This window comes from Lysobacter sp. Soil_N_51, assembly GCF_057655755.1.
The window spans coordinates 31,928-55,151 of the sequence record NZ_JBDGLR010000015.1; the positions used below are offsets into that span (position 1 = coordinate 31,928).

A 23,224-nucleotide genomic window follows, 5' to 3' on the forward strand; every position below is an offset into this window, starting at 1 on the left:
GGCATCGGGCTTCGCCATGGCGAAAGCCGCAGTCGCCGGGATCGCCGCGAGGCGACGATCCCGGCCGCACGGCTTACCCGCGATTGTCGCGCTTGCCCTGGTTGTGACGGTCCTGAGTGCTGTTGGAACCCTGGATCGCGTCCATCCGGCTCTCGGCGGCATGCAGCTCGCCGGCCTTCTGCGCGGCGCTATCGGACTGCGGACCGGGCTGCGGGACGTGACCGCCATGGCCGCCGTCGAGCTGCTGCCAGGGCTGCGGCGTGCGCGCCTGTTCCTGCTTGGCTTCGAGCAGGCGACGGGTGTTTTCCAGCGCCTGCTCGGGGCTGATGTGGCCCTCGCGCTCGCTCCGGCCTGCGTCGCCTTCGCCTGCATCGCCTTCGCCGGAATCTTCATCGTCGGAATCGTCGCTCGACGCGGCCGGCACGGCCTCGTCGGCGGCGTCGCTGGCGGCTTCGTCTTCGCGCGGCGGCGTGGCGGTGTCGCGCTCGGACGCCGCAGTCTCGGCCTCGACCGCGGTTTCAGCGGCGCCCTGCGCGGCGACGCTGCCGGCGGCGCCGGTCGACTGGCTGACGCGGCCCTGGTGACGTTCGGATTGCAACGCGGGCGCGGCGGCTTCGCCGGCCGATGCGGCGGCGACCAGCGAACCGGCCGGCACGGTCGACGGCGCTTCCGCGCTCGGCGCGGGCGCGGGCTTGGCCTTGGGCTTGCGTTCGGCCTTGGGCTTCGCCGCGACCGGCGCCTTCGCCTCGACCGGCGCTTGAGCGTCCGGCGCCGCGGTCACGGTAGCGGCCTCCGGCTTGGAGGCTGCGCTCTTGGGCGCGGCCTTCGGCTTGGACGTCGATTCGGAGGTCGACTCGGACTTGGGCGCAGCGATGGCCGGCGTCGCGGCTTTCGGCGCGGACTCGGCGGCCGGCGCACTCGCGCGTTGCGGCTTGGACGGCGCGGCCGGCTTGGGCGCGCTCGCCGTCTGCGGCTTCGCCGCGGCCGGGGTTGCCGCCGGCTTGCCCGCAGGCTTCGTTGCGGTTTGTTTCGACTCGGTTTGTTTCGGCGCGGCTTGCTTGGCGACGACAGGCTTGGACGCGGGCTGCTTGGACACCGCCTGCTTCGAAGCCGCCGGCTTGCTTACCGGCGCAGCAGACTTCTTGGCCGCCGCGGGCTTGGCCGAGGCGCGCGTGTCAGCCGCCTGCTTGGCGAGCATCGGCTTCGCTGCGGACTTGCCAGCGACGACAGGCTTCGCGGCGCGAACCGTCTTCTGCGGCGCGATCTGCTTGCTCACCGGCTTCTTGCTTGCGATCGGCTTGCTGACGAGCTTGTTCGCGGCCTTACCGCCGCTGGCCTTGTGCGGCGCGACTTTCTTCGCGGTCGCCTTGCTCGGCGCGGCCTTTTTCACCGCGATCTTTTTCGATGCGGGCTTCTTGGCGACCACCTTCTTGGCGGCGGCCTTGCTCGAAGCGACTGTCTTGCCGATCCCCTTCTTGCCCTGCGCGGCCTTCTTGGCGACGACCTTCTTGGCTACGACCTTCTTGCCCACAACCTTCTTGGGCGCGGTCTTCTTGCTGGCCGCGGCCTTGCCGACGACGGATTTCTTACCCGGCGCCTGCTTCGCCACGGCCTTTTTAGCGGTGATTTTCTTGCTCGCGGCCTTCTTGCCGACCGCCTTGGCGACGGCCTTCTTGAGCGCCGGCTTGCTCGCGGCTTTCTTCGCCACGGCCTTCTTGGTCACGGCTTTCTTGCCCGCGGCCTTCGCCACGGTCTTCTTGCTCGCGGCCTTGCCGGCGGCGCTGCGCGCGGTCTTGCCGACCGTGGCGCGCTTGCTCGTGGATGCCGCGGATTTGCTTACTGACTTGGCTACTGACTTGCCGGTTTTCTTGGTCGCCATACTTCACTCCTCATCGAGTCTTACGAATGCGCGAATGATAGCGGCTGCCCCCATCAACACATCAGCCTGCGTGCGTACGCAGTGTCGTGTTAGCACGCATCACCTTCATGGCGGGTGAGCGACGGTGAGAGTCGCCGCATCGCGTCACGCGCCTGATCCTGGCCGACCGCTGTTGACGCCGTGCGTCACTTCGGCCCCTCGAAAACCGCCGAAACGGCTGGCATGAAAGATGCGTAGAACTGTGAGTAAGTCCACATGGAAACAGAGAAGGGGATTCCAGATGGCTCGCCACATCGACCAATACAGCGACAACGTCCATTCCCAGGCGGTGATCGCCCGTCTTTACGACATCGCCCGCAACGGCGACACCGATGGCAGCGAACTGCGCGAACTCGACGCCGAGATCCAGGCCGGCCTCGCCGCCGCCTACGGCGAAAGCGAACCGCTCCCCGAGCACTCGATGGCGGCCTGAGCCGCTCGAACCGGCCCGCATGCGCCGCGACAGCGCGCAGCACGAAAAACGGCGGCCCATGGCCGCCGTTTTCGCATTCAAGACATCACCCGGCGCGGCGGCCGTGACCGCAGGCCTCAGCCGAAGAAGCTCGGCAGGCTCGGACTGGCCAGCTTCTGCAGGAACAACAGCCCCATGCGCGGCTCCATCAGCAGCATGAACAGCAGCCCGTAGATCGCGCCGGACAGATGCGCGCTGTGGTTGATGTTGTCGCCGCCGCGCTTGTCCATCCAGTACGAATAGGCGACGTAGGCGATCGCGTAGACCACCGCCGGCACCGGGATCACGAACACGATGATCCAGCTCCACGGCGACACCAGTACGAACGCGAACAGCACCGCCGAGACCGCGCCGGACGCGCCCAGGCTGACGTAGCCGCTGTCCTTGCGGTGGCGCAGATAGCTGGGCAGGATCGCGACCACGATCGCCGACAGGTAGAAGAAGACGAACACCACCGGCCCGACCAGCTGGCTGAACACGCTCTCGACCGCGCGGCCGAAGAAATACAGCGTGATCATGTTGAACAGCAGATGCATCCAGTCGGCATGCACGAACCCGTGGGTCAGCAGGCGGTCGTACTGACGCAGCCGCTCCACGCCCGGGGGCCACAGCACCAGGCGTTCGTACAGGCGACGTTTCTCGAACGCCTGCCACGACACCAGCACGGTCACGGCGATCAGGACATAGGTGATCATGGTCGGGTCGGGCTCTTGTTATCGGATCGGGGCATCAAGCGTGGACGGCGGTATTCAGACCGCGCGGTAATGGTCCTGCATCGGGTAACTGCGCGCGTACAGGCCGAACGCCGCCGCGGCGACGAAGGCGAAGCCGGCGAAGAAGAACATCAGGAACGCGTTCTCGCTCAGGCCGGTGGCGGCGATATGGCCGATCACCGTCTCGTTGCGCACCGCCGCGTTGGTCAGCATCACCCACAGGTTGCCGAAGGTGCTGGTGAGGTACCACATGGCCATGATCACGCCCTTCATCGCCGGCGGCGCCTGGCTGTAGGCGAACTCCAGCGCGGTCGCCGACACCAGAACCTCGCCGAGGGTCAGCAGGATATAGGGAAGGATCTGCCATGCCAGCGACATGGGGTGGCCGGCGTCCATATACAACTGCAGCACCGCGGCGATCACCCACGACAGGCCGGCCATGACGATGCCGAAGCCCATGCGCCGCAGCGGCGTGGGGTTCAGGCCGATCCGGCGCAGCGCCGGGTACAGCAGCAGGTTGTTGAACGGGATCAGCAGCATCACCAGCAAGGGATTGATCGCCTGCATCTGCGAGGCCGCCGCGCGCGCGCCGCCTTCGCCGGAGATCAGCCAGGTCGGCCACCACCACAGGTCGGTCGGCACCACCATCTTCTGGCCCTGCAGCACCCAGGTCGACGCCTTCTGGTCGAACAACGACCAGAACGGGGTGACGAAGGCGAACACGATCAGGATGCGCAGCACCGCGCGCACGCCGTCGACCGCGGCGTCGGGGTGCTTGCCGCGGGCGCGGTCGAGTTGCAGCGAGATGCCGTAGCCGCCGAAACCGATCAGCAGGCCCAGCGCCAGACAGGCGCTTTTGACGAAGCCCATCGCCGGCAGCACGGTCAGCGACAGCGCCGCCACCGCCAGCACCACGCCGAGCGCGGCCACGATCACGCCCGGATTGCCCTGCCCCGGCGCCTGGGTGGTCAGCGCGGTGCGGGCGACGTTGAAGAACGAATCCGGATCGGGCGCGTAACGGGTCGGCGGCACCCGCACATAACGATTGCGGCCCAGCCAGAAGATGAAGGTGGCCAGGAACATCAGCGCGCCGGGAATGCCGAACGCGACGCTGGGACCGTATTCGCGCAGGAAGATCGGCATCAGCAGGGACGCGAACAGCGAGCCGAAGTTGATCGTCCAGTAGAACGCATCGAAGACCAGCTTGGCCTTGTGCTTGTTGCTCTGGTCGAACTGGTCGCCGCAGAACGACACCACCAGCGGTTTTATCCCGCCGGCGCCGAACGCGATCAAAAATAATCCGGTGTAGAAACCGGTCTGGTTGTGCTCGAACAGCGCCAGGCAAGCGTGGCCGGCGCAGTAGATCAGCGAGAACCAGATGACGGTGTTGTACTTGCCGAAATAGCGGTCGGCCAGCCAGCCGCCGAGCAACGGGAAGAAGTAGGTGCCGATCATGAAACTGTGGAACACCTCCTTGGCCAGGTGCTCGCGCTCGGCCAGGTCGGAGGTGGACGCCAGCAGCAAGGTCCCGACCAGGAACGAGGTCAGGATGTTGCGCATGCCGTAGAAACTGAAGCGTTCGGCCGCCTCGTTGCCGATGATGAAACCGATCTGGCGGGGCATGCGGCCCTGCGAATCGACGGTGGCGGTGGCGGCTTGGCTCATCTAGGGTCCTCGGCGGTCGGTCGGGGGCGGTCGCGCGCGTCGTCACGGGCGCGGCCTGGAGCCATCGCGGCATCGCCCCGCGCAAGGCGCGGACGCAACAGGGCCGGGGCGGTCCAGCCCGACAGCCTAACCGATCGGCCGCGCGCCCGGCTTGGCCCGGGCAGGCGCCAGGGCGAGCCGCCCATTCAGCCGATCAGATCGCCGGCTCGCCGATCTGCAGTTCGTATTCGAAGTTCTGGATCATCCGGCCGAAGTCCGCGTCGCCGTCGTTGCCGTAGTTGGCGCCGATCACCAGATGGTGCTTGCCCGGCGCCAGCGGCGGCAACAGCAGCCAGTAGCCGTCGGCGGCGGCGTGATAGGGGCCGGGATGCTTGCGGTCTTCTTCGTCGCCCTCGGGAAAGGGATCGAAACAGCGCGAGGTCAGCCGCGCGGGCCGCGGCAGCGCCTTGCCGTCGAGCACGACCACCGCGCTGACCAGGGCGTCGTTGTTGACCATGACCTGCGCCTTGACCTGATCGCAACTGTGCGCGTACTCGCCGATACGCGGCGCATGGAAGTACATATTGATGACCGGCACCAGCAGGTGCTTGCCCGCCGGCACCTGACAGCGACGCCGGACCTCGGAGCGGCCGTCGGTGCCGGCCAGGAACCAGACCGGGCCGTCTTCGTCCTGGCCCAAGGCGCAACGGCTGCCGTCGGGGTCCTGATACGGCCGCTGGCCATCGTCGAAGCTGTGAGCCCAGCGCCACCAGCGCACGGTCCATTCGGCCGGGCTCAGGCCGCCGACTTTGGTGCCGATTGAAGCCGCGCCGGCCTTCGCGGGCGCCACTTTGGTGGCCGTGCCGGCCGCGACCGCCATCGGCAGGCTTGCCGCGCACACGATCGCCACGGTGATCGCGAATGCGGCCGCCCGACGCCTGAGACCGCCGTCGCGCGGCGTCGTCGTGACGTTCGCACGCGATGACGCAGCGGTCGTCTTCTTCATAGCCATCCGATCCTCGCCCCTGCTCATGCGCAACCAACCAGGCATCCGCGCCCCGCTCACGCCCATTCGCTCAAGCCTTCGCGCTGATACAGCGTGGCGAACCCCGGACGCGCCTTCATGCGCCGGGCGAACGCGCCCAGATGCGGCCAGTCGTGCGCCGGCCGGGGCATCTTGCGGGTCCAGCGCATCAGCATGGTCAGGTAGAAATCGGCGACGCTCAGGCGCTCGCCGAGCAGGTAGGGGCCGTGCTGCGCCAGTTGCGCGTCGAGCCGCTCGCAGGCGGCCTCGATCCGCGCCTGCGCGCCGAGCCGCACCGCCTCGTCGTCGGCCTGCAGATCGGAGGGATACCACCACAACCGCAGCGGCGCCTGCAGGGTGTTGGTCAGGTTGAACATCCACTGGTTGTACTGCGCGCGCTGCGGATCGGCGACGCCCGGCGCCAAACCGGCCTCGGGATGGCGATCGGCCAGGTACATCGCCAACGCCGCGGCCTCGTAGCGCGGCTCGCCGTCGACGATCAGGGTCGGCACCACGCCGTTGGGATTGAGCGCCAGGTACTCGGCGCGCTTGTGATCGCGCGCGTCGATGTCGACCTCGCGCAGTTCGTGGGCCAGATCCATCTCGATCAGCAACCAGTGCACCACGAGGCTGGCGGTGCCGGGTGAGTAATACAAAGCGTACATGCGGGGCCGTCCGGACGATTCGAAGCGCGAGGCGATGCGCAAGTCTAGGCGATCGCCGGCGGCGCGGCAGCGAGGCGATGCGCTATCGCGGTATGACTGCTGTCACCCGTTGGCAGCAGCGCTGATGCTGCACAGGCGCGGCGAGGCGCGATCCCGTAAATTAGCCCACGCCGCGCGCCCGTCGCCGACCGCGCGCATGCCCTCGCTCAGGAACCGCTGCCATGTCGCCACGCCTGCCCCGTCTGCTGCTGATCGCCGGCCTTAGCCTGATGATCGCCGGCTGCGATTCGATCAACCGCGCATTCGAATACGCCTCGCGTCCGGCCGACGACAAGCCCGCGCAGACGCCGCCGCCCACCGACAACGTGGCCCCGCCCGACCGCTCGACGCCGGTCGCGCAACACCCGGCCGCGCGGAACACGGGCGGGCAAAGCGGCGTTGCGTCCGCACCGACGCGGACGGCCGCCGACGCGCGCCGCGCGACGCCGCCACGCGGCTCCGAACCGGTGGTGCCGATCGTCCCGATCGTCCCGATCGAACCGCCCGACACCCGACCCGGCGGCGAAGCCGGGCTCGCGCTTGGCGTGCGCGAGGGCTATCTGCGCGAGGCGCGCAACAGCGACAGGAACGAATGGCTGGTCACCCAGAAACCCGGCGACGCGCGTGGCGATTCGTCCGCGTTCGCGATGCACAACGCCTACGTGGTGCTTAAGCCGTATCGCATCCCGAGCGGCCTGTACGGCGCGCATGCAGCCAAGTTCTACGTGCCGCGCGGGGTGCCGCGTCCGACCGGCGAACTCGGCCCCTCGGTGATCTACGACTTCAACACCCGCACCTGCGCCGGCCTGACCTGCAATCTCGATTGATCGATCCCCTTTCCGCTCGCTGGATGTCCGCAATGACCCACACCCGCTCGCCGCTGTCCCTCGCCACGCCGCACGCCACCGCCGCGCTGTGTCTCGCGCTGACCACCGCGCTCATCGCGCCCGTCGCCACCGCCGCCGCGCCGCAGGCGCTGAGCACCGTGTCCGAGCGCAGCGGTTTCGTGAAGACCGGCCGCTACGACGAAGTCGTGGCGCTGTGCAAGGCGTTCGCCCAGCGCTATCCCGACGCGGTGCGCTGCGAGGATTTCGGCACCACGCCCGAAGGCCGGCCGATGAAGATGCTGATCGCGACCCGCAGCGGCGCGTTCACCCCGCAACAGGCGCAGGCGAAACAGTTGCCGGTGACGCTGATCCAGGGCGGCATCCATTCGGGCGAAATCGACGGCAAGGACGCGGGCTTCCTGGCCCTGCGCCAGATCCTCGACGGCGAAGCGGCGAAGGACGCGCTGGACAAGCAGGTGCTGCTGTTCGTGCCGGTGTTCAACATCGACGGCCACGAACGCTTCGGCCGCTGGAACCGTCCCAACCAGCGCGGCCCGGAGGAAATGGGCTGGCGCACCACCGCGCAGAACTACAACCTCAACCGCGATTATCTCAAGGCCGATGCGCCCGAAATGCAGGCCATGCTCAAGCTGGTCGAACGCTGGGACCCGCTGGCCTACGTCGACCTGCACGTCACCGACGGCGCCAAGTTCGAACACGACGTCTCGATCCAGGTCGAGCCGGTGCATGCCGGCGACGAAGCGCTGCGCGCGGCCGGCACCGCATGGCGCGACGGCGTGATCGAACGCTTGTCGACCCAGGGCTCGCTGCCGTTGTCGTACTACCCCTCGTTCGTCGAATCCGACGATCCGACTTCCGGCTTCGAGGACAGCGTGCCGCCGCCGCGTTTCTCGCACGGCTATTTCCTGCTGCGCAATCGCCTGGCCATGCTGGTCGAAACCCATTCGTGGAAGGACTACCCGACCCGCGTGCGGATCACCCGCAACACCATCGTCGACCTGCTCGAACTGATCGCCGCCAACGGCGCGCAGTGGCGCGAACAGGCGCTCGCCGCCGACAAGCGCGCGCAGTCGCTGGGCGGCCAGCCGGTCGCGCTGGACTACAAGGCCAGCGACAAGACCCGCACCGTCGCGTTCCGCGGTTACGCCTACACGCGCACGCCGTCGGACGTGTCCGGCGCGTTGATGACCCGTTACGACGAAACCAAGCCGCAGATCTGGAACATCCCGCTGAAGTACGACATCCAGCCCAGCCGCGTGGTCGACGCGCCGCGAGGCGGCTATCTGGTGCCGGCCGCGCAAGCGGCCTGGGTCGCTACCAAGCTCGATCAACACGGGGTGAGCTATCGCCGCCTCGATCACGCGCTCAAGCAAGCGCCGGTGCAGAGCTTCCGCGCCGACAAGGCCGAATTCGCCGCGACCTCGGTCGAAGGCCATCAGCGCGCGACCTTGACCGGCGCGTGGAAATCCGAACCGCAGGACCTGGTCGCCGGCGCGCTGTTCGTGCCGATCGCCCAGCCCAAGGCGCGACTGGCGATGGCGATCCTGGAACCGCTGGCGCCCGATTCGCTGGCCGCATGGGGCGAGTTCAACAACGCCTTCGAACGCAAGGAATACATGGAGGACTACGTCGCCGAGGACGTGGCCCGCGAGATGCTCAAGGACCCGAAGGTCAAGGCCGAATTCGACGCCAAACTGCAAGATCCGGCTTTCGCCAAGAGTCCGCAGCAGCGTCTGGATTTCTTCTATCGCAAGCATTCGGCGTGGGATACGCGTTACAACCAGTATCCGGTGCTGCGTATAGAGTCGGTTCCGCGCTGAGGTCGGTGCAACGCTGAAATCGCTGTCGCGCCGATTTTTGCGCGGCGAACGCGGCATGCCCTGAACGCGCGAAGCTCCGGCTTCGCGCGTTTTTCTTTGCGTAACGACACAACACAGCCGCGGCCTGTGCAAGCGGCGCGCCACGGGATCCGATTCGATCGCGGTGGCGATCGCGACCTCATGCCGTCGAGGCAAGCCACGTTTCGCGGTCGCGGCTCGCGCCGCTCCTACAGTCGCCTTCGTTCAATGAAGTCCCCCCTGTAGGAGCGGCGTGAGCCGCGACCGCGAAACCCCGCCGACGACAAACCTCCCCGCCACATCGCGCAACCCGCAAACATCGCCCTACACGCCGCCCGACACCCCTCGCGTTATCCTGCCCCAGCGTCCCGACCACCGAGAGCCACCGCATGCATTCGCGCCTGATCCCGCTGTGTACCCTGCCCGCGCTGCTGCTCGCTGCCTGCGCCGATAAAACCCCATCGACCGCAGCGCCGAAACCCGCCACCGCGGCCCCCGTAGCATCCGGCTTGGCCCTGCGCGCTATCGGCACCGAGCCTGGCTGGGTCGCCGAAGTCAACGCCGGCGCGCAACCGAAGATCTCGCTGCAGCTCGATTACGGCCAGCGCCAGCTCGAGGTTCCCCAGGCCACGGTGATCGAGGAAAGCAACGGCTTCGCCGGCGACACCCGCGACGGCACCGCGGTCTCGCTGACCTACAAGCGCGAACAATGCAGCGACGGCATGAGCGATCGCGATTACCCGGCCAGCGTGATCCTGCAAGTCGGCGATCAGCAATACCTGGGCTGCGCGGAGTTTCCTTCGCCATGAACCCGATCGGATCCAGACGCACGACGACCAGCGCCACGCGACAGCTGGCCCGCACCACGCTGGCCGCGACGTTGTTCGCATTCGCCGCTTTCGCGATGGCCGCGCCGCCGTCGCAATCTCCGCCGCCGAGCGAGGACCCGGGCGCGCAAATCGGCGTGCTGACCCTCAACCTATGGCACGACAAGGGCGACTGGCCGAAACGCCGCGCGCTGATCGTCGAGGAAATCCAGCGCCTGAAACCCGACCTGATCGCGCTGCAGGAAGTGCTGCAGCGTCCAGGCCTGCGCAATCAGGCCGAGGATCTCGCCGAAGCGATCGGTTACCAAGTGCGCTTCGTGTCGGTCGATCCGCCACAGGCCGAGCGCCGCTACGGCAATGCGATCCTGTCCAAACAACCGACCATGACGCGCGACATGCGCAAGCTCGAACCCTTGAGCGATTACCGCACCGCCGCGTATGCGCGGTTCGTATTCGATACGATGCATAACGGCGTGGCGTTCTACGCCACTCATCTGCATAACGAGCGCGACGGCGGCGCGATCCGCCAGCGTCAGATCGCCAGTCTGCTCGACTTCATCGACGGCACCAGCCCGCCGCACGATACCCTCGACGGCACCCGCCCCCCGAGCGAGGTCATCATCGCCGGCGATTTCAACAGCGATGCCGATTCGCCCGAACTCAAGGCGCTCGCCGCGCGCTATCGCGATGCCTACGCACAGGCGCACCCCGACCTCGCCAAGGATGCGGCGCGCAGCACCACGCTCAACCCGGCCTATCTGCCCGCGCAGCGCATAGACCATATTTTCTATGATCCGGCGGGTTTCGATCTGCTCGAAGCGCGCATCGTCCTGAATCAGGCGCGCGACGGAATCTGGGCGTCGGACCATTTCGGACTGTACGTCCGGCTGCGCCCGATTTCGGGCTTCAGCTCACTTCGTCACCGAACTGACATATCGCCGCCCTAGCGTGGCGGGCTCCCCCGTTGCGCCTGGAGCCCCGCATGATCCGTTCCGTTCTCACCGCCGTGCTGCTCGCCTGCGCCGCGCCCGCGTTCGCCGGCCACGCGTCCGCCGCGCAGTGGACCCTGACCGATATCGAAGAAACGCCGGCGACCACGCGCGACGCGGTGCGTCTGCCGCCGGGCACGCCTGACCAGGCCAATCTCAACCGTTTCGGTTTCTATTCCGATCTCACTTACAACCCGCGCGACGGCTATTGGTATGCACTGTCCGACCGCGGCCCCGGCGGCGGCGTGATCGACTACGCCACCCGCGTGCAGCGTCTGCGCATTCCGTTCGATCGGCGCAGCGGCCGGATCGGCCAGCCCGTCGTCGACAAGACCATTCTGTTCAACGCAGGCCGCGGCGAGACCTTCAACGGCCTCAATCCGCTGCTGCTCAACGGCGATGCCACCAAGCTCGGCATGAGCTTCGATCCGGAAGGGTTCGCGATCGGCCGCAACGGCCATTTCTACGTCGCCGACGAATACGGGCCGAGCGTGTACGAGTTCGCCCCGAACGGCCGTTTTCTGCGTGCGTTCGCCACGCCCGACAACCTGTTGCCGCGCACCACGACCGGCGCACTCGATTATGTCGGCGACCGCAAATCGGTCGTCAGCGGCCGCCAGGACAACCGCGGTTTCGAAGGCCTGACCTTCAACGCCTCGGGCGACAAGTTGTACGCGGTGATGCAGGACCCGCTGACCCAGGACGGCGCGAGCAACGACGGCCGACGCAGCCGCAATGTGCGCATCGTCGAGTTCGATGCGCGCAGCGGCCGTTCGCAGGCGCAGTATGTGTATCAGCTTGAGCCGATCGCTGCGTTGAACGCGATCGACCCGTCCAGCGATGATGATTTCTCCGCGACCAATCAGGGCCGCAGCATCGGCCTGAGCGCGATCCATGCGCTCAGCGACCGCGAGTTCCTGGTGCTCGAACGCGACAACCGCGGCCTCGGCGTCGAGGTCACCGCCGCGCCGCTGCACAAGCGCGTGTACCGCATCTCGCTGCGCGGCGCGAGCAACGTCGCCCAGCGTTCGCTGGCCGGCAGCAACGACCTGCCCGCCGACGTGCGGCCAGTGGCCAAGGCGCCCGAGCTCGACATCCTCGCCGCGCTGCGCGGCGCGGGCGCGCGCGATATCCCGGAAAAGTTGGAAGGCCTGGCGATCGGTCCGCGCCTGCGCAACGGCAAGCACCTGGTCCTGATCGGCAGCGACAACGATTACAGCGTGACCCAGACCGGCGCCGGCGAGCAGTTCGAAGTGTGCGTGAACCGTAGCAGCGGCGAACGCGCGCAGGTGGCGTTGGATGGCGATTGCCCGAGCGGCATGAGCCGCATTCCGGGCACGCTGATCGCGTTCGCGGTGGATTTTCGGCGCTGAGGTCGAGGCGCCTGCGTTTACGCCTGCGGCTATCGCATACGTCTACTTCCACCTCTACTTCTAGCGTGCTACCCCCGCCTCGACGCAACAGTTCCCCCCTTTGAAAAAGGGGGGCTAGGGGGGATTTGCTTTTGCTTTTGCTCTGCGCTGTGGTTGAGGAAAAGCAAAAGCAAATCCCCCGGCGCACGCACCCATTTCGCTTCTACCGGCAACGCCGGGCGCCAGCCCCCCTTTTTCAAAGGGGGCGAATTGACGGCGCATCCTTGGGAGATCGGATTCGGATTCGGATTCGGATTCGGATTCGGATTCGGATTCGGATTCGGATTCGGGATCGGGATCGGGATCGGGATCGGGATCGGGATCAAGTCTGCGCGTCGCGCATCGACAACATGCGGCTTTCAGCGAGCCACGTGAGCCAAAGCTCCATCGCAATCACCCGCAACAGTCGCACCAACACGGCCGCAACCACCCGCCACACAACCACCGGATCAAACGCCCAGCAAGCTACTTCTTCGCCACATACTTCCAATTGCGAATCTTGCCCTCGGCCATCCACTCAACCGCCTGAGCGACGCGACCGCTGCGAGTCTGCTCGCGCCTGGCGCTCTCGATCCACTCCACGTACTCGCGCTGCTGGCTGACCGAAAACGCGGCATAAGTAGCGCGCGCCTTGGCGTTTTTCTTGAAGGCCGCGGCCAAGTCGTCGGGGATCACCACCGGTGGTTTGGGCGCGCGGGTCTTGCTCGCGGGAACATCACTCGTCGAAGTCCGACCCGCCGGGGACTTGCTCGCCGCGGCCTTGCCGGCGCTCTTCTTGCCCCCGGCATCGATCAAAGCCATCGCCTGCTTGAGCAGTTTCGACAGCTCGCGCTTGCCCGGCAGATCGCCGACCTTGGTCAGACGGCCGAACTGGCCCATCGCCTCGCGGCTGCGTTCCGGCGACGCGCCGACCACGCTCGCGCCCTGCCAGAAACCGAAGGTCGCGTGCTGCTTGAACGCGCCCATGCCGCACAGGATCTTGCCGCCGTAGACGAAACTCGGCATGCCCCACTTGATCGTTTCCTCGACTTGCGGACAGGCCGCATGGACGACGGCGCGCAGATGTTCGAGGATCGGCTGCGCGAACGGCGCGGCCTGGGCGATGTAGGCGTCGATGCGCGGATCGATCTGGCTCATGGCGGCCTGCGGTGCGAATACCGCCCTATTCTGCTCCGCTCACTCGGCCAGCGACCACTGCCCCAGCACGGTGTAGGCGTTGCGCGTACCGAGTTGGCTGTGGATCAGGGCGAAATCGGCGACCCACCAGTCGATCGCGTCGATCGCGATCGGCGGATGCAGCGGCGCGGCCGCGTCGCGCACGATGGTCACGTGCGGGGTCAGGCTGTGGCCGCCTTCGACCCGCACGCCGCGCTTGGCCAGGGCGACGCCGAGCCGATCGAACAAGGCCTGCAAGCCGGCCGGCGTCTGTTCGCACCCCAGCCACCACGGGATCGAGCGATTGCGGAAACTGCCGGCGCGATCCAGCCGCAGCTCGAACGCGTCCGCGACCACGTCGGCGGCCGCGGCCTGCGCCGCGTGCGCGCGCTCGGCCTGGAATTCGTGGGCATCACCGAGGAACTGCAAGGTCAGGTGATAGCGATGCGCGCCGATCAGGCGGCCGCCGCCATTGTGGCGGGTGTGGATGTCGCCGGCTGCGTTCGCTATGCGCTCGCGCGCTGCCTCGTCGGGCAACAACGCGAAGAACAGGCGGTGTATGTCGCTTGGAGCGGCCGGCGCGGCGCCGAACAGGGAGTCCTGGTGCATGGGCGAAGTTTACCTGCGCGGGCGTGGGGGCCGCGCAGGCGTTGCGGTCATCTTTGGCCGAAGGATGGAGATTTCGGCGCGATCGGAGCGAAAAGCGTCTGGGCTGAAGCCCCTCCCACGAGACCTTGGGCTTCGACCTCGACTAGCGAAGCGCCGCCGCTGCCGGGCGCGAAGCGCTGATCGACGTCGGCGAGATCGAAAACCCGGGAGTTCGCAGCCGCAAACTCCCGGCGATCTCGGAAGGCATCGATGATGCGGCGCGATTCATCACACTCCAGTTCACCACGTCGACTCAGCACATCGACTCATCCCGCCCATTCCCGACACTGATTCATGCGCAACTTCATTGCGCCGGTTTGTCCGCCTTCGGCGCGGCAACCGCCGGCGTTTCCGCTTCGCGCTTGCGCGTGTCCTCGATCAACACCTCCCTCGCCGCCTTGCGCACCGCGGCAGGATCGGCCTTGCGCAGATCGGCATCCGCCGCTAGACCCAGCCGGCTCGTCACCACCGCGATCACCCGCTTGTTGGCATAGGGATGCGGATGATCGGGTTCGTCGTCCTGGCTGCGGTAGAACTTGTCCAGCAGCTTGATCCGGGTGTCGTCGGCCCTGGCCAGTTCGACCAGTTTGGCGCGGTATTCCAAGGTCCACGACGGCATGTCCGGCCAGCGCTTCATGTCGGCGAAATGCTGGGCCTCGTGGCCGAGAAAGCTGACCTTGAAATCTTCGCCCTTGAGGTCGCCGTAGGACGAACGCACCGCATACAACCCTTCGGGCTGGACCCATCCGGCCGCGCCGGTGGCGCCGCAGGCGGTGTGATGGCTCCAGCCACGGCTGAGCCAGTCGTCCATCAGGAACACCCGCACCGGTTGTCGCTCGCCGCCGGGCAGGTCGACGGTGTAATCGCGTTCGTCCTGCTTGCCCCACAGGAACAGGTCGTACAGCGGCGGCGTGCGGCCCTGCAGCGGATGGAAGCCGCGCTTGCGCAGTTCGACGTTGAGCGGTTCGACCATCGCATCGAAGGTGTCGTCGCCGTCGGCCGGCGGCGGCTGGCCGGTCAATGCGGCCAGTTCGGCCTTCAATTTCGCATCCAAGGCCGGACGCGCGGCCGGATCGCGGACCGCATGCCACCAATAGCGCTGGTAGATCTCCAGCACCTGCCGCGCCAGCGGATCGGTGGTGGTATCGGCCAAATACGGCGGCGCGCGACGGTCGTGGCGGGCCAGCATGCAGCCGCGGAAAGTCGCGTCCTTCGGATTGAATTGCTCGGCCGGCGCGGCCTTCAACACCGTCAGCGCGGTCGGCACGTCGGCGCGCAGCACCGCGCCGAGCGCATCGCTGACCGCCTTGGCGGCTTCCGGGCCGCTGTCGCGCGGCGGCAGGGTCGCGGCCGAACCGCCGACGACCCAGGCCATCAGCACCGGCAATGTGGTGACAACGGGCAACAAGCGATTCATGGGGGGAGGCTCCGTGGGCGCCGGGCGGCGCGTTGGAGTCATTAGGCGGCGAGCGCGGGCCGCTGGTCTTGTACGTACTTGATCTGTCGCCGCAACTGCACCGGGGTGCAGCCGGCATGGGCGACGACGACGCGGTGCAGATGGCTCTGGTCGGCGAAACCGGCCGCGGCGGCGATATCGACCAGCGACTCCTTGCCCGCGAGCAGGTGCAAGGCGCGGCGCCAGCGCGCTTCGCGCCGCAACGCGCGCGGCGACATGCCGTAGCTGCGGCCGAGCGCGCGGCTGGCGTGTTCGGCCGACACGCCCAGGCGGCGCGCGAGCACGGCGATGTCGTCGTCGCTGTCGGCCATCGCGCGCAATAGCGCGGGCTGCCAGTCGGGTTGTTCCGCCGCGGGCTGCGGTGTGGCGATCGCCAGCAGTTCGGGCAGTCGTTGCGGGCAGCGCGCGAACACTTCGCTGGCCTCGCGCAGGTCGTGCACTTGCCAGGCGCTGGCGGCGAGTTCGAATGCGGTCTCGGGCAGTTCGATATTCAACGCGCTCGCACCGAGCCGACCGAAGCGATCGCCGTGGGCGTGATAGGCCGGATGCAACACCAGCGTGCCCGGCCGGCACGGCAGCGGGCCGTCGAGACTGGATTCGGTGTAATCGCCGTCCAGCACCAGCGCCGCGTACGGCGCGCGATGGCGATGGGTCGCCAGGGTCGCGCCGCGTTCGTGGCGGGTGCGGTAGGCGCCGTCGCTCATGGAGTCGCGTCCGCCTTCGGTTTGGACGCGTCCGCCGACTTGCGCAGGTGATCGGCGAGCCCGGCCAGTTGCAGGCCCTGGACCTTGTCGATCACCGGCACGAACTTGCTCAGATCGTCCGGGGTATAACCACCGGCGCGGTAGAACAAGATGATGCGGGTGCCGCCTTGTGCGGCCGGCGCGAGCCGGAATTCCATCGCCCCGCTCAGGCCCATGCCCTGCAATGGGCCGAGCCCGCCGAGCAGGCGCAGGGTCTTGCCGGGATCGACGAAGGACACGGTCATGTGCAGCGCCTGCTGCTTGCCGTCGCGGCCGATCTCGCAGAAACAGCCGCCGGCGCGCGGGTCGATGCTCAGGGTGGACCCGGCGCCCCACCAGGTGTGGTCCTTGGGCCACCAGCGATCGACCTCGCCGACCAGCGCTTTCCACGCGGTGGCGGGATCGACCGGCACCATCTGTTCGTTCTCGATCGTGAACCCGTTCGCGGCGACATCCTTGACCGCGGCCGGCGCGGTCGTGCACACCGCGAACAGGCCGGCCGCCAGGGCTGCCGTGGTTGTGATTCGAGCCATCGCCGTTCTCCCGCGCCGGCCCGGTTCGGGGCCTCATGGGTCGATTAAGGACCGAGGTCGCAAGGGCCGCAAGGGACGGAAGTTGGGGTGAGCGGACGCGCTCGCGAGCCACAGGCTCGCGCGTCCGCGAACGCCAGGGCGGCCAGCCCTGGCCGGGGTCGTAGCCGCACGATGCGATTGCTGCGCGTCGAAGCGATAGCGTGGGATGTCGTTCGCGGTGGCGTATCGACCGAAGAATCGGCCGCAGGTAGAACCCAGGCACCCACCACCGTCATCCCCGCGAAAGCGGGGATCCAGAGACTTCAGAGTCATGCCGCGGTGAAGCCCTGGATCCCCGCCTTCGCGGGGATGACGGCTTGGAGGGACTCAGGCCATAAACAACGCAGGTCAACGCACCTCTCACTACCGTCATTCCCGCGAACGCGGGAATCCAGTGGCTTTGCGTCAATCACCCGCGCTATATGCCACCTGCAAGTGACGAACAAAGTCACTGGATTCCCGCCTTCGCGGGAATGACGTTCTGAAAGATCAGCGGGCTTTTGCAGTGCCAAACGCAGAACGCGGGCGGAAGGTCGCGGCGACTTTCGAAGATCGCGGCGACCTTCAGCTCGTCATGCCCGCGCAGGCGGGGATCCAGAGACTTCAGAGTCATGCCGCGGTGAAGCCCTGGATTCCCGCCTTCGCGGGAATGACGTTCCGAAAGATCAGCGGGTTCTTGCAAACCCGGACCTAGTCATTCCCACCTTCCGCGGCAACGATCCACGACAACACAGCGCGAACAAAGCCGCGCCGCCACCCTCACCCATCCAACTCCGCCCAACGCGCAAACGCCGCATCCAGCTCGACCTGCGTCTGCGCCAAGGTCGCGTTATGCGCATTGATCGCCGCCGCATCGCGTTGATAGAACGCCGGCTGATTCATCTGCGCGGTCATTTCGGCCAACCGGGTTTCCAGTTGTTCGATCTTCAACGGCAACTGCTCCAGCTCACGCGCGTCCTTGTAGCTGAGCTTGCGCTTGGGCGCGGCCGGCACCACCGGCGTCGGCGCCACCGGTTCGGGTTCGGATTTCGCCCCGGCGCCCTTGGCGACCAGAGTGCCCTTGCTGGCGCCGATCGACGCCACCGGTCGCTGCCGCAACCAGTCGCTGTAGCCGCCGACGTATTCGCCGACCCGGCCGTTGCCTTCCATCACCAGGGTCGAGGTGACCACGTTGTCGAGGAAGTCACGATCGTGGCTGACCAACAGCAAAGTGCCCGGATAGTCGCCGAGCAACTCTTCCAGCAGCTCCAGCGTTTCCACGTCCAGGTCGTTGGTCGGTTCGTCCATCACCATCAGGTTGGACGGCTGGGCGAACAGCTTGGCCAGCAGCAGGCGGTTACGCTCGCCGCCGGACAATCGGGTGATCGGCGCGCGCGCGCGTTCGGGCGTGAACAGGAAATCCTGCAGGTAGCCGATGATGTGCTTCTGCTTGCCGCCGACCTCGACGTATTCGCGGCCCTCGGCGACGTTCTCGATCGCGTTCCAGTCCTCGCGCAGAGTCGCGCGGTACTGATCGAAATACGCGATCTGCAGCTTGCTGCCTTCGCGCACTTCGCCGGCGGTCGGCTGCAGGTCGCCCAGCAGGACCTTGAGCAAGGTGGTCTTGCCGCTGCCGTTGGGGCCGATCAGGCCGATCCGGTCGCCGCGGAAGATCGTGGTCGAGATGTTGTCGAGCATGATCCGCCCGCCGTAATCGAACGACACGTCCTTGGCTTCCACGACCTTGCGCCCGGAGGCTTCGGACTGGGCGAATTCCATGCGCACGTTGCCGACCGTGTCGCGCCGCGCCTGACGTTCGTTGCGCATCGCCTTGAGCCGGCGCACGCGGCCTTCGTCGCGGGTGCGGCGGGCCTTGATGCCCTGGCGGATCCACACTTCCTCCTGCGCCAGCAGCTTGTCGAAACGCGCGTTCTCCTGCGACTCGGCGTGCAGCCGCTCCTCGCGGCGACGCACGTAATTATTCCAGTCGCCGGGCCAGCTGGTGACCTGACCGCGGTCGATTTCGACGATTCGGGTCGCCAGCGCGCGCAAGAAGCGCCGGTCGTGGGTCACGAACAGCAGCGCGCCCTGCCAGGACTTGAGGAACTGTTCGAGCCAGTCGATGGCTTCGATGTCGAGGTGGTTGGTCGGTTCGTCGAGCAGCAGCAGGTCCGGCGACGACACCAGCGCGCGCGCCAGCAGCACGCGCCGCTTCATGCCGCCCGACAGGCCGGAGAACAGGCCTTCGCCGTCCAGGCTCAGGCGCTCCAGGGTCTCGGTGACGCGCTGGTCCAGGCCCCAGCCGTTGGCGGCCTCGATCTTGGTCTGCACGTCGGCGACCGCATCGGCGTCGTAGGTGTCGGCGTGGGTGAGGTGGTGGTATTCGGCCAGCCAGTGGCCGAGTTCGCCCAGACCGTCGGCGACCACATCGAACACGGTGCCGGTCGCGCCGGGCGGGACCTCCTGTTCGAGCCGGGCGATGCGGACGTTGCCTTCGCGGCGAATCTCGCCGTCGTCGGCGTGGATTTCGCCGGCGAGCAGTTTCATGAGCGTGGACTTGCCCGCGCCGTTGCGACCGATCAGGGCGATGCGTTCGCCCGGTTCGATGGACAATTCGACGTTTTCGAGCAGGAGCGGGCCGCCGACGCTGTAGTCGACGTTTTGGACAGTGATCAAAGGCATCCGCCCATGGTATCAGGCGCTGCCGCTCCGGCGTCGGGCCGATTCCAGGGCGGACGCCGCGACCGCGACCCACCGGCCAGGCGACGGAACGGTGAAACTACTTCACCGATATGCAGACCTGGGTTTGAAACCAAAGCTCGAATTCGGCGCCGGCCACCCGCCAACGGGCCACTTCCAGGCCGTAATCGAGACTGGTGAGGTCTTCCTTCGGCAGCCCGAGATAGAACTCCACCTCACTCAAGGGCAGGGCCACGACCAAGGCCGAAAGCATCGCCGCATCGATGGCTTGGCGGTTATTCATCGCGACCGACAGCATCTGCGCCTGCCGATTGGCGTTTTCCACGCGCAGCCTGAACTGCGCGAGCGCCGGTCCGTAATCGGGCGCGGTTACGTACGAGTACGAACAATCGATACAGATCGGCGTCGCATCCTCGACCAGCCCGCTGCTGTCCCGCAACGGAAACCCGCACAGGAAACAGTCCCGCTGCCCGGACGGATGGGTGATTGCGACCAGATCGATTTCGAAACTGCGACCGTCCGGCGCGGCCCGGATTTTCTCGATCCGGGCGGACAACGACTCGAAATCGACGACTCTGTTCTTGATCACCGTGTTCTTGTTCTTGCTCATGCCCTCGCCCTGGCTTGCCGCCGAGCCGGCAGATTAGCCCGCGCCGCGAAGGCCGGCGACCGTCGTCCACTCACACGAACGCCTGCTCGGGCGCATACTGCGTCCAGGCGCCCGGCATCCGCCGCGCCGCACCGTCATTCAACGAGGAAAACGTCATGAGCAAGGGCATGGACCGCAAGAAGGAAACCAAGAAGAAACCGGCCAAGACCATGAAGGAAAAGCGCACCGAGAAGAACGAAAAGAAGACCAGCAAGGGCTTCGCCCCGGTCTGAGGATCGCTCCGGCGCTCTGCCCGGCGGTTGCCGCGATGGCCGCAACCACCGGTACCGCGGCCGCGGGCCGCATCTGCAGGAACGACCGCGCCGGCCAGACTCAGGTCCGCGCCAGCAGCGGAAATCGGCTCGGCGACGCCGGCAGCGCGAGATTGCGCACGAACAGGCTGGCATCGGCCTCCTCGCCAAGCACCCGTGCCCGCGGCCAGTCGCGTCCCGGAGTGAAGCCGAACCGCAGCTCGCGAATCGGCTGGTCGATCAATCGCCCGATCGCGGCCGGCCAATCGACCGGCGCCGCGGCGAACGCGTCCTCGATCGTCAGCACCCCGTCCTCGGCCTGGGCGAACACCCAGACATCCTCGTCCAGCCGTCGTAGCGGGCTGGCGTAGCCGTTGGCGGCATACCAGGTCGCGGTGCGGCCGTAGTCGCGCGCGCCGAAGCGCTGGCTGAGCGGCCGCGCCGACGCGGCGGCGCGCAGGAACGCCGCGCGTACCGCCGGATCGGCCAGATCGAGCACCGGCGCCTGCGCGGACTCGGGCCGCGCCTGCCAGTCGAGCGCGAACAGGCTCTGCGGCGCGGGCGTAAAACCGAAACGCGGGTAAAAATCGAGCACGCTGTCGTTGGCGAACAGCAACACCGGTTGATCGCCGCAATGCGCCAGCGCCGCCTGCATCGCCAAGCGGGCAAGGCCATGCCCACGCAGGTCCGGCAGGCAACCGACCGCGCCGAACTGCCAGCCGTCGATGTGCGCGCCCTCGATCACCAGCCGCATGCGCATCGCCGAGGCATTGGCGACCACGCGTCCGTCCAGGAACACGCAGAACGCGAGGTAGTCCTCGTTCCACTGCCCCCATTCGCACCAACGGCGGAAGTCGGCCTGGGTGAAGACCTGCGCGACGTAATCGCAGTACGCGGCGTGAAGATCGGTATCGCGGTGGCTGAGCACGCGCAGGCTCGGTGCGGATTTCATGCAGCGGATCGTAGTTGGCTGAGGTCGCTCAGAGTGTACGAAACGCGGCGCCCCTTCACGAAGGCGACTGTAGGGGCGGCGCAAGCCGTGACCGCGACACCACAACCACGACGCAACCTTCCGCGGCCATTACCACTCGACCGCTACCACCCAAACCCCCAACTCAAGAACTGCAGGACAACATCGAACACCCCGCCTTCTCCCGCGCCCAATCCGGCCGCTTCGCCGCGAACGCTTCGCGACCGGGTTGATCCTGATAAGGCCGGCGCATCACCTCCAGCAACTCGGTGATGCCGTCGAAATCGCCCTGCTCGGCCCGGTCGATCGCCTGCTGGGCCAGATAATTGCGCAGCACGTAACGCGGGTTCGCCGCGTTCATGCGCGCGATCCGCTCCGCCGCCGGGCTCGCATCCGCGCGCACGCGCGCGGCGTAACGCGCCAGCCACGCGCGCAAGGCCGGCTCGCCCGCGCCGGCCTTGTCCGGGTCGTAATACGCATCGGCGAACACACCCGGATCGGGCGCCACTTGCTCGACCTCGACCGAGGCCAACGCCCGGAAGAAGATCGTCATATCGACCTCATGCGCCTGCATCCACTCGCGCAATTCCTGCATCAGCGCGACATCGGCGTCGCTGCATTCGCGCAGGCCGAGCTTGCGCGCGATGCTGTCGCGCTCGGCCTCGTTGTAAGCCTCGACGAAACGACGCAACCCGTCTTGCAGCAACTCGACCGCGATCAACGGCGACAACGCCCCGGCCAAACGACTCAAATTCCAGTAGGCCACCTGCGGCTGCTGGCCGAAGCGATAGCGGCGACGGCTGGCATCGGTAGTGTTAGGCGTCCAGTCCGGATCGTAATTGTCGACCCAGCCATACGGACCGTAATCGATGGTCAGGCCGAGGATGGACAAGTTATCGGTGTTCATCACCCCATGCACGAAGCCGACCCGCTGCCAGTGCGCCATCAACGTCGCGGTGCGCTCGCATACCTCGGTGAACCAACGCGCGTACAGCGCCTCGCCTTCGCCCGACAGATGCGGAAAATCGCGACGGATGCAGAAATCGAGCAATTGCCGCAGCACTTCGTCTTCGCCGCGCGAGGCCGGCAGTTCGAAATTGCCGAAGCGGATGAACGACGGCGCGACCCGGCACACGATCGCGCCGGGCTCGGCCTGCGGATGGCCGTCGTAGAACATGTCGCGGACCACCGACTCGCCGGTGCCGACCAGGCTCAGCGCGCGCGTGGTCGGCACGCCGAGGTGATGCATGGCTTCGCTGCACAGGAACTCGCGTACCGACGAACGCAGCACCGCGCGACCGTCGGCGCTGCGCGAGTACGGGGTCGGGCCGGCGCCCTTGAGCTGCAGTTCCCAGCGCTCGCCGGTCGCGTTGACGGTTTCGCCGAGCGAGATCGCGCGGCCGTCGCCGAGTTGCCCGGCCCACTGGCCGAACTGGTGGCCGCCGTAATTGGCCGCGTACGGCTCCATTCCGTCCAGCAGCACATTGCCGCCGAATACCGCGGCGAAGGTATCGCTGGCGACGTCCTCGGCGTCGAGGCCGAGGGTCGCGGCCATCTCGGCCGAATACGCCAGCACCCGCGGCGCCTGTACCGGCGTGGGTTCGACCCGCGAGTACAAGGCGCCATGCACCTGACGGATGCCGGGCGCGGTGTCCGGGTCGCCGGGCAGTTCGCGGACGAAGGCGTTGTCGAATCGCAGTGCGTGCATGCTG

At 67.2% G+C, this 23,224-nt stretch carries 21 protein-coding genes; 6 read left to right on the top strand and 15 right to left on the bottom strand.

Going from position 1 to position 23,224, the window contains the following annotated elements; translation table 11 throughout:
- Positions 1–73: 73 nt before the first annotated feature.
- Entirely contained in the window at positions 74–1,879 is a 1,806-nt protein-coding gene (locus AC3A4T_RS23710) for a hypothetical protein (RefSeq protein WP_487677624.1), read from the bottom strand.
- 280 nt (positions 1,880–2,159) lie between these two features.
- On the opposite strand from AC3A4T_RS23710, the gene AC3A4T_RS23715 reads away from it, so the two are divergent.
- A complete protein-coding gene (locus AC3A4T_RS23715) occupies positions 2,160–2,351 on the top strand; it encodes a hypothetical protein (RefSeq protein WP_487677625.1) in 192 nt (63 codons plus the stop codon).
- Between the two features lie 116 nt (positions 2,352–2,467).
- On the opposite strand, the gene AC3A4T_RS23720 is transcribed toward AC3A4T_RS23715, so the two are convergent.
- The 4 genes from AC3A4T_RS23720 to AC3A4T_RS23735 form a co-directional block, all read right to left on the bottom strand.
- The gene (locus tag AC3A4T_RS23720; RefSeq protein WP_487677626.1) at positions 2,468–3,085 is read right to left on the bottom strand and encodes a rhomboid family intramembrane serine protease; all 618 of its coding nucleotides are present in this window, start codon (positions 3,083–3,085) and stop codon (positions 2,468–2,470) included.
- A 54-nt stretch (positions 3,086–3,139) separates the two neighbouring features.
- On the bottom strand, positions 3,140–4,768 hold the full coding sequence (locus AC3A4T_RS23725; RefSeq protein WP_487677627.1) for a POT-type proton-dependent oligopeptide transporter: 1,629 nt from the start codon (positions 4,766–4,768) through the stop codon (positions 3,140–3,142).
- A 193-nt stretch (positions 4,769–4,961) separates the two neighbouring features.
- Positions 4,962–5,753 (bottom strand): hypothetical protein, encoded by a 792-nt coding sequence (locus AC3A4T_RS23730; RefSeq protein ID WP_487677628.1) that lies wholly within the window; start codon positions 5,751–5,753, stop codon positions 4,962–4,964.
- Positions 5,754–5,809: 56 nt separating this feature from the next.
- Entirely contained in the window at positions 5,810–6,436 is a 627-nt protein-coding gene (locus tag AC3A4T_RS23735) for a glutathione S-transferase family protein (RefSeq protein WP_487677629.1), read from the bottom strand.
- Positions 6,437–6,657: 221 nt separating this feature from the next.
- Between AC3A4T_RS23735 and AC3A4T_RS23740 the strand changes: the two genes are divergently transcribed.
- The 5 genes from AC3A4T_RS23740 (at position 6,658) to AC3A4T_RS23760 (ending at position 12,350) form a co-directional block, all read left to right on the top strand.
- Positions 6,658–7,302 (top strand): hypothetical protein, encoded by a 645-nt coding sequence (locus tag AC3A4T_RS23740; protein ID WP_487677630.1) that lies wholly within the window; start codon positions 6,658–6,660, stop codon positions 7,300–7,302.
- A 32-nt stretch (positions 7,303–7,334) separates the two neighbouring features.
- Entirely contained in the window at positions 7,335–9,143 is a 1,809-nt protein-coding gene (locus AC3A4T_RS23745; protein WP_487677631.1) for a M14 family metallopeptidase, read from the top strand.
- A 407-nt stretch (positions 9,144–9,550) separates the two neighbouring features.
- The gene (locus AC3A4T_RS23750; protein ID WP_487677632.1) at positions 9,551–9,970 is read left to right on the top strand and encodes a hypothetical protein; all 420 of its coding nucleotides are present in this window, start codon (positions 9,551–9,553) and stop codon (positions 9,968–9,970) included.
- Positions 9,967–10,935 carry an endonuclease/exonuclease/phosphatase family protein gene (locus tag AC3A4T_RS23755; protein ID WP_487677633.1) on the top strand — a complete coding sequence of 323 codons (969 nt, stop codon included), beginning with the start codon at positions 9,967–9,969 and terminating at the stop codon, positions 10,933–10,935. The genes AC3A4T_RS23750 and AC3A4T_RS23755 overlap by 4 nt, the downstream gene beginning before the upstream one ends.
- A gap of 35 nt (positions 10,936–10,970) precedes the next feature.
- Positions 10,971–12,350 carry an esterase-like activity of phytase family protein gene (locus AC3A4T_RS23760; protein WP_487677634.1) on the top strand — a complete coding sequence of 460 codons (1,380 nt, stop codon included), beginning with the start codon at positions 10,971–10,973 and terminating at the stop codon, positions 12,348–12,350.
- A gap of 504 nt (positions 12,351–12,854) precedes the next feature.
- On the opposite strand, the gene AC3A4T_RS23765 is transcribed toward AC3A4T_RS23760, so the two are convergent.
- From AC3A4T_RS23765 to AC3A4T_RS23810, 10 genes are all read right to left on the bottom strand, one after another.
- On the bottom strand, positions 12,855–13,526 hold the full coding sequence (locus tag AC3A4T_RS23765; protein ID WP_487677635.1) for a YdeI/OmpD-associated family protein: 672 nt from the start codon (positions 13,524–13,526) through the stop codon (positions 12,855–12,857).
- 39 nt (positions 13,527–13,565) lie between these two features.
- The gene (gene thpR / locus AC3A4T_RS23770; RefSeq protein ID WP_487677636.1) at positions 13,566–14,153 is read right to left on the bottom strand and encodes an RNA 2',3'-cyclic phosphodiesterase; all 588 of its coding nucleotides are present in this window, start codon (positions 14,151–14,153) and stop codon (positions 13,566–13,568) included.
- A 343-nt stretch (positions 14,154–14,496) separates the two neighbouring features.
- Entirely contained in the window at positions 14,497–15,609 is a 1,113-nt protein-coding gene (locus AC3A4T_RS23775; protein WP_487677637.1) for a hypothetical protein, read from the bottom strand.
- A gap of 41 nt (positions 15,610–15,650) precedes the next feature.
- Positions 15,651–16,352 carry a helix-turn-helix domain-containing protein gene (locus AC3A4T_RS23780; RefSeq protein ID WP_487677638.1) on the bottom strand — a complete coding sequence of 234 codons (702 nt, stop codon included), beginning with the start codon at positions 16,350–16,352 and terminating at the stop codon, positions 15,651–15,653.
- The gene (locus AC3A4T_RS23785; RefSeq protein ID WP_487677639.1) at positions 16,349–16,924 is read right to left on the bottom strand and encodes an SRPBCC domain-containing protein; all 576 of its coding nucleotides are present in this window, start codon (positions 16,922–16,924) and stop codon (positions 16,349–16,351) included. Before AC3A4T_RS23785 ends, AC3A4T_RS23780 begins: the two co-directional genes overlap by 4 nt.
- A 487-nt stretch (positions 16,925–17,411) precedes the next feature.
- Positions 17,412–17,576, bottom strand: a complete 165-nt coding sequence (locus tag AC3A4T_RS23790) for a hypothetical protein (protein WP_487677640.1) — start codon at positions 17,574–17,576, stop codon at positions 17,412–17,414.
- Between the two features lie 146 nt (positions 17,577–17,722).
- Entirely contained in the window at positions 17,723–19,624 is a 1,902-nt protein-coding gene (locus AC3A4T_RS23795; RefSeq protein ID WP_487677641.1) for an ATP-binding cassette domain-containing protein, read from the bottom strand.
- A gap of 97 nt (positions 19,625–19,721) precedes the next feature.
- The gene (locus AC3A4T_RS23800) at positions 19,722–20,252 is read right to left on the bottom strand and encodes a hypothetical protein (RefSeq protein WP_487677642.1); all 531 of its coding nucleotides are present in this window, start codon (positions 20,250–20,252) and stop codon (positions 19,722–19,724) included.
- A gap of 372 nt (positions 20,253–20,624) precedes the next feature.
- Positions 20,625–21,494, bottom strand: a complete 870-nt coding sequence (locus AC3A4T_RS23805) for a GNAT family N-acetyltransferase (RefSeq protein WP_487677643.1) — start codon at positions 21,492–21,494, stop codon at positions 20,625–20,627.
- A 163-nt stretch (positions 21,495–21,657) separates the two neighbouring features.
- Positions 21,658–23,220 carry a protein adenylyltransferase SelO gene (locus AC3A4T_RS23810; protein ID WP_487677644.1) on the bottom strand — a complete coding sequence of 521 codons (1,563 nt, stop codon included), beginning with the start codon at positions 23,218–23,220 and terminating at the stop codon, positions 21,658–21,660.
- Between the last annotated feature and the right edge of the window lie 4 nt (positions 23,221–23,224).

What these genes read in the sequence shown, in the direction of transcription:
- AC3A4T_RS23710 (WP_487677624.1), bottom strand. Translation starts at nt 1,879, where the DNA reads ATGGCGACCAAGAAAACCGGCAAGTCAGTAGCCAAGTCAGTAAGCAAA.
- AC3A4T_RS23715 (WP_487677625.1), top strand. Translation starts at nt 2,160, where the DNA reads ATGGCTCGCCACATCGACCAATACAGCGACAACGTCCATTCCCAGGCG.
- AC3A4T_RS23720 (WP_487677626.1), bottom strand. Translation starts at nt 3,085, where the DNA reads ATGATCACCTATGTCCTGATCGCCGTGACCGTGCTGGTGTCGTGGCAG.
- AC3A4T_RS23725 (WP_487677627.1), bottom strand. Translation starts at nt 4,768, where the DNA reads ATGAGCCAAGCCGCCACCGCCACCGTCGATTCGCAGGGCCGCATGCCC.
- AC3A4T_RS23730 (WP_487677628.1), bottom strand. Translation starts at nt 5,753, where the DNA reads ATGAAGAAGACGACCGCTGCGTCATCGCGTGCGAACGTCACGACGACG.
- AC3A4T_RS23735 (WP_487677629.1), bottom strand. Translation starts at nt 6,436, where the DNA reads ATGTACGCTTTGTATTACTCACCCGGCACCGCCAGCCTCGTGGTGCAC.
- AC3A4T_RS23740 (WP_487677630.1), top strand. Translation starts at nt 6,658, where the DNA reads ATGTCGCCACGCCTGCCCCGTCTGCTGCTGATCGCCGGCCTTAGCCTG.
- AC3A4T_RS23745 (WP_487677631.1), top strand. Translation starts at nt 7,335, where the DNA reads ATGACCCACACCCGCTCGCCGCTGTCCCTCGCCACGCCGCACGCCACC.
- AC3A4T_RS23750 (WP_487677632.1), top strand. Translation starts at nt 9,551, where the DNA reads ATGCATTCGCGCCTGATCCCGCTGTGTACCCTGCCCGCGCTGCTGCTC.
- AC3A4T_RS23755 (WP_487677633.1), top strand. Translation starts at nt 9,967, where the DNA reads ATGAACCCGATCGGATCCAGACGCACGACGACCAGCGCCACGCGACAG.
- AC3A4T_RS23760 (WP_487677634.1), top strand. Translation starts at nt 10,971, where the DNA reads ATGATCCGTTCCGTTCTCACCGCCGTGCTGCTCGCCTGCGCCGCGCCC.
- AC3A4T_RS23765 (WP_487677635.1), bottom strand. Translation starts at nt 13,526, where the DNA reads ATGAGCCAGATCGATCCGCGCATCGACGCCTACATCGCCCAGGCCGCG.
- thpR (WP_487677636.1), bottom strand. Translation starts at nt 14,153, where the DNA reads ATGCACCAGGACTCCCTGTTCGGCGCCGCGCCGGCCGCTCCAAGCGAC.
- AC3A4T_RS23775 (WP_487677637.1), bottom strand. Translation starts at nt 15,609, where the DNA reads ATGAATCGCTTGTTGCCCGTTGTCACCACATTGCCGGTGCTGATGGCC.
- AC3A4T_RS23780 (WP_487677638.1), bottom strand. Translation starts at nt 16,352, where the DNA reads ATGAGCGACGGCGCCTACCGCACCCGCCACGAACGCGGCGCGACCCTG.
- AC3A4T_RS23785 (WP_487677639.1), bottom strand. Translation starts at nt 16,924, where the DNA reads ATGGCTCGAATCACAACCACGGCAGCCCTGGCGGCCGGCCTGTTCGCG.
- AC3A4T_RS23790 (WP_487677640.1), bottom strand. Translation starts at nt 17,576, where the DNA reads ATGACTCTGAAGTCTCTGGATCCCCGCCTGCGCGGGCATGACGAGCTG.
- AC3A4T_RS23795 (WP_487677641.1), bottom strand. Translation starts at nt 19,624, where the DNA reads ATGCCTTTGATCACTGTCCAAAACGTCGACTACAGCGTCGGCGGCCCG.
- AC3A4T_RS23800 (WP_487677642.1), bottom strand. Translation starts at nt 20,252, where the DNA reads ATGAGCAAGAACAAGAACACGGTGATCAAGAACAGAGTCGTCGATTTC.
- AC3A4T_RS23805 (WP_487677643.1), bottom strand. Translation starts at nt 21,494, where the DNA reads ATGAAATCCGCACCGAGCCTGCGCGTGCTCAGCCACCGCGATACCGAT.
- AC3A4T_RS23810 (WP_487677644.1), bottom strand. Translation starts at nt 23,220, where the DNA reads ATGCACGCACTGCGATTCGACAACGCCTTCGTCCGCGAACTGCCCGGC.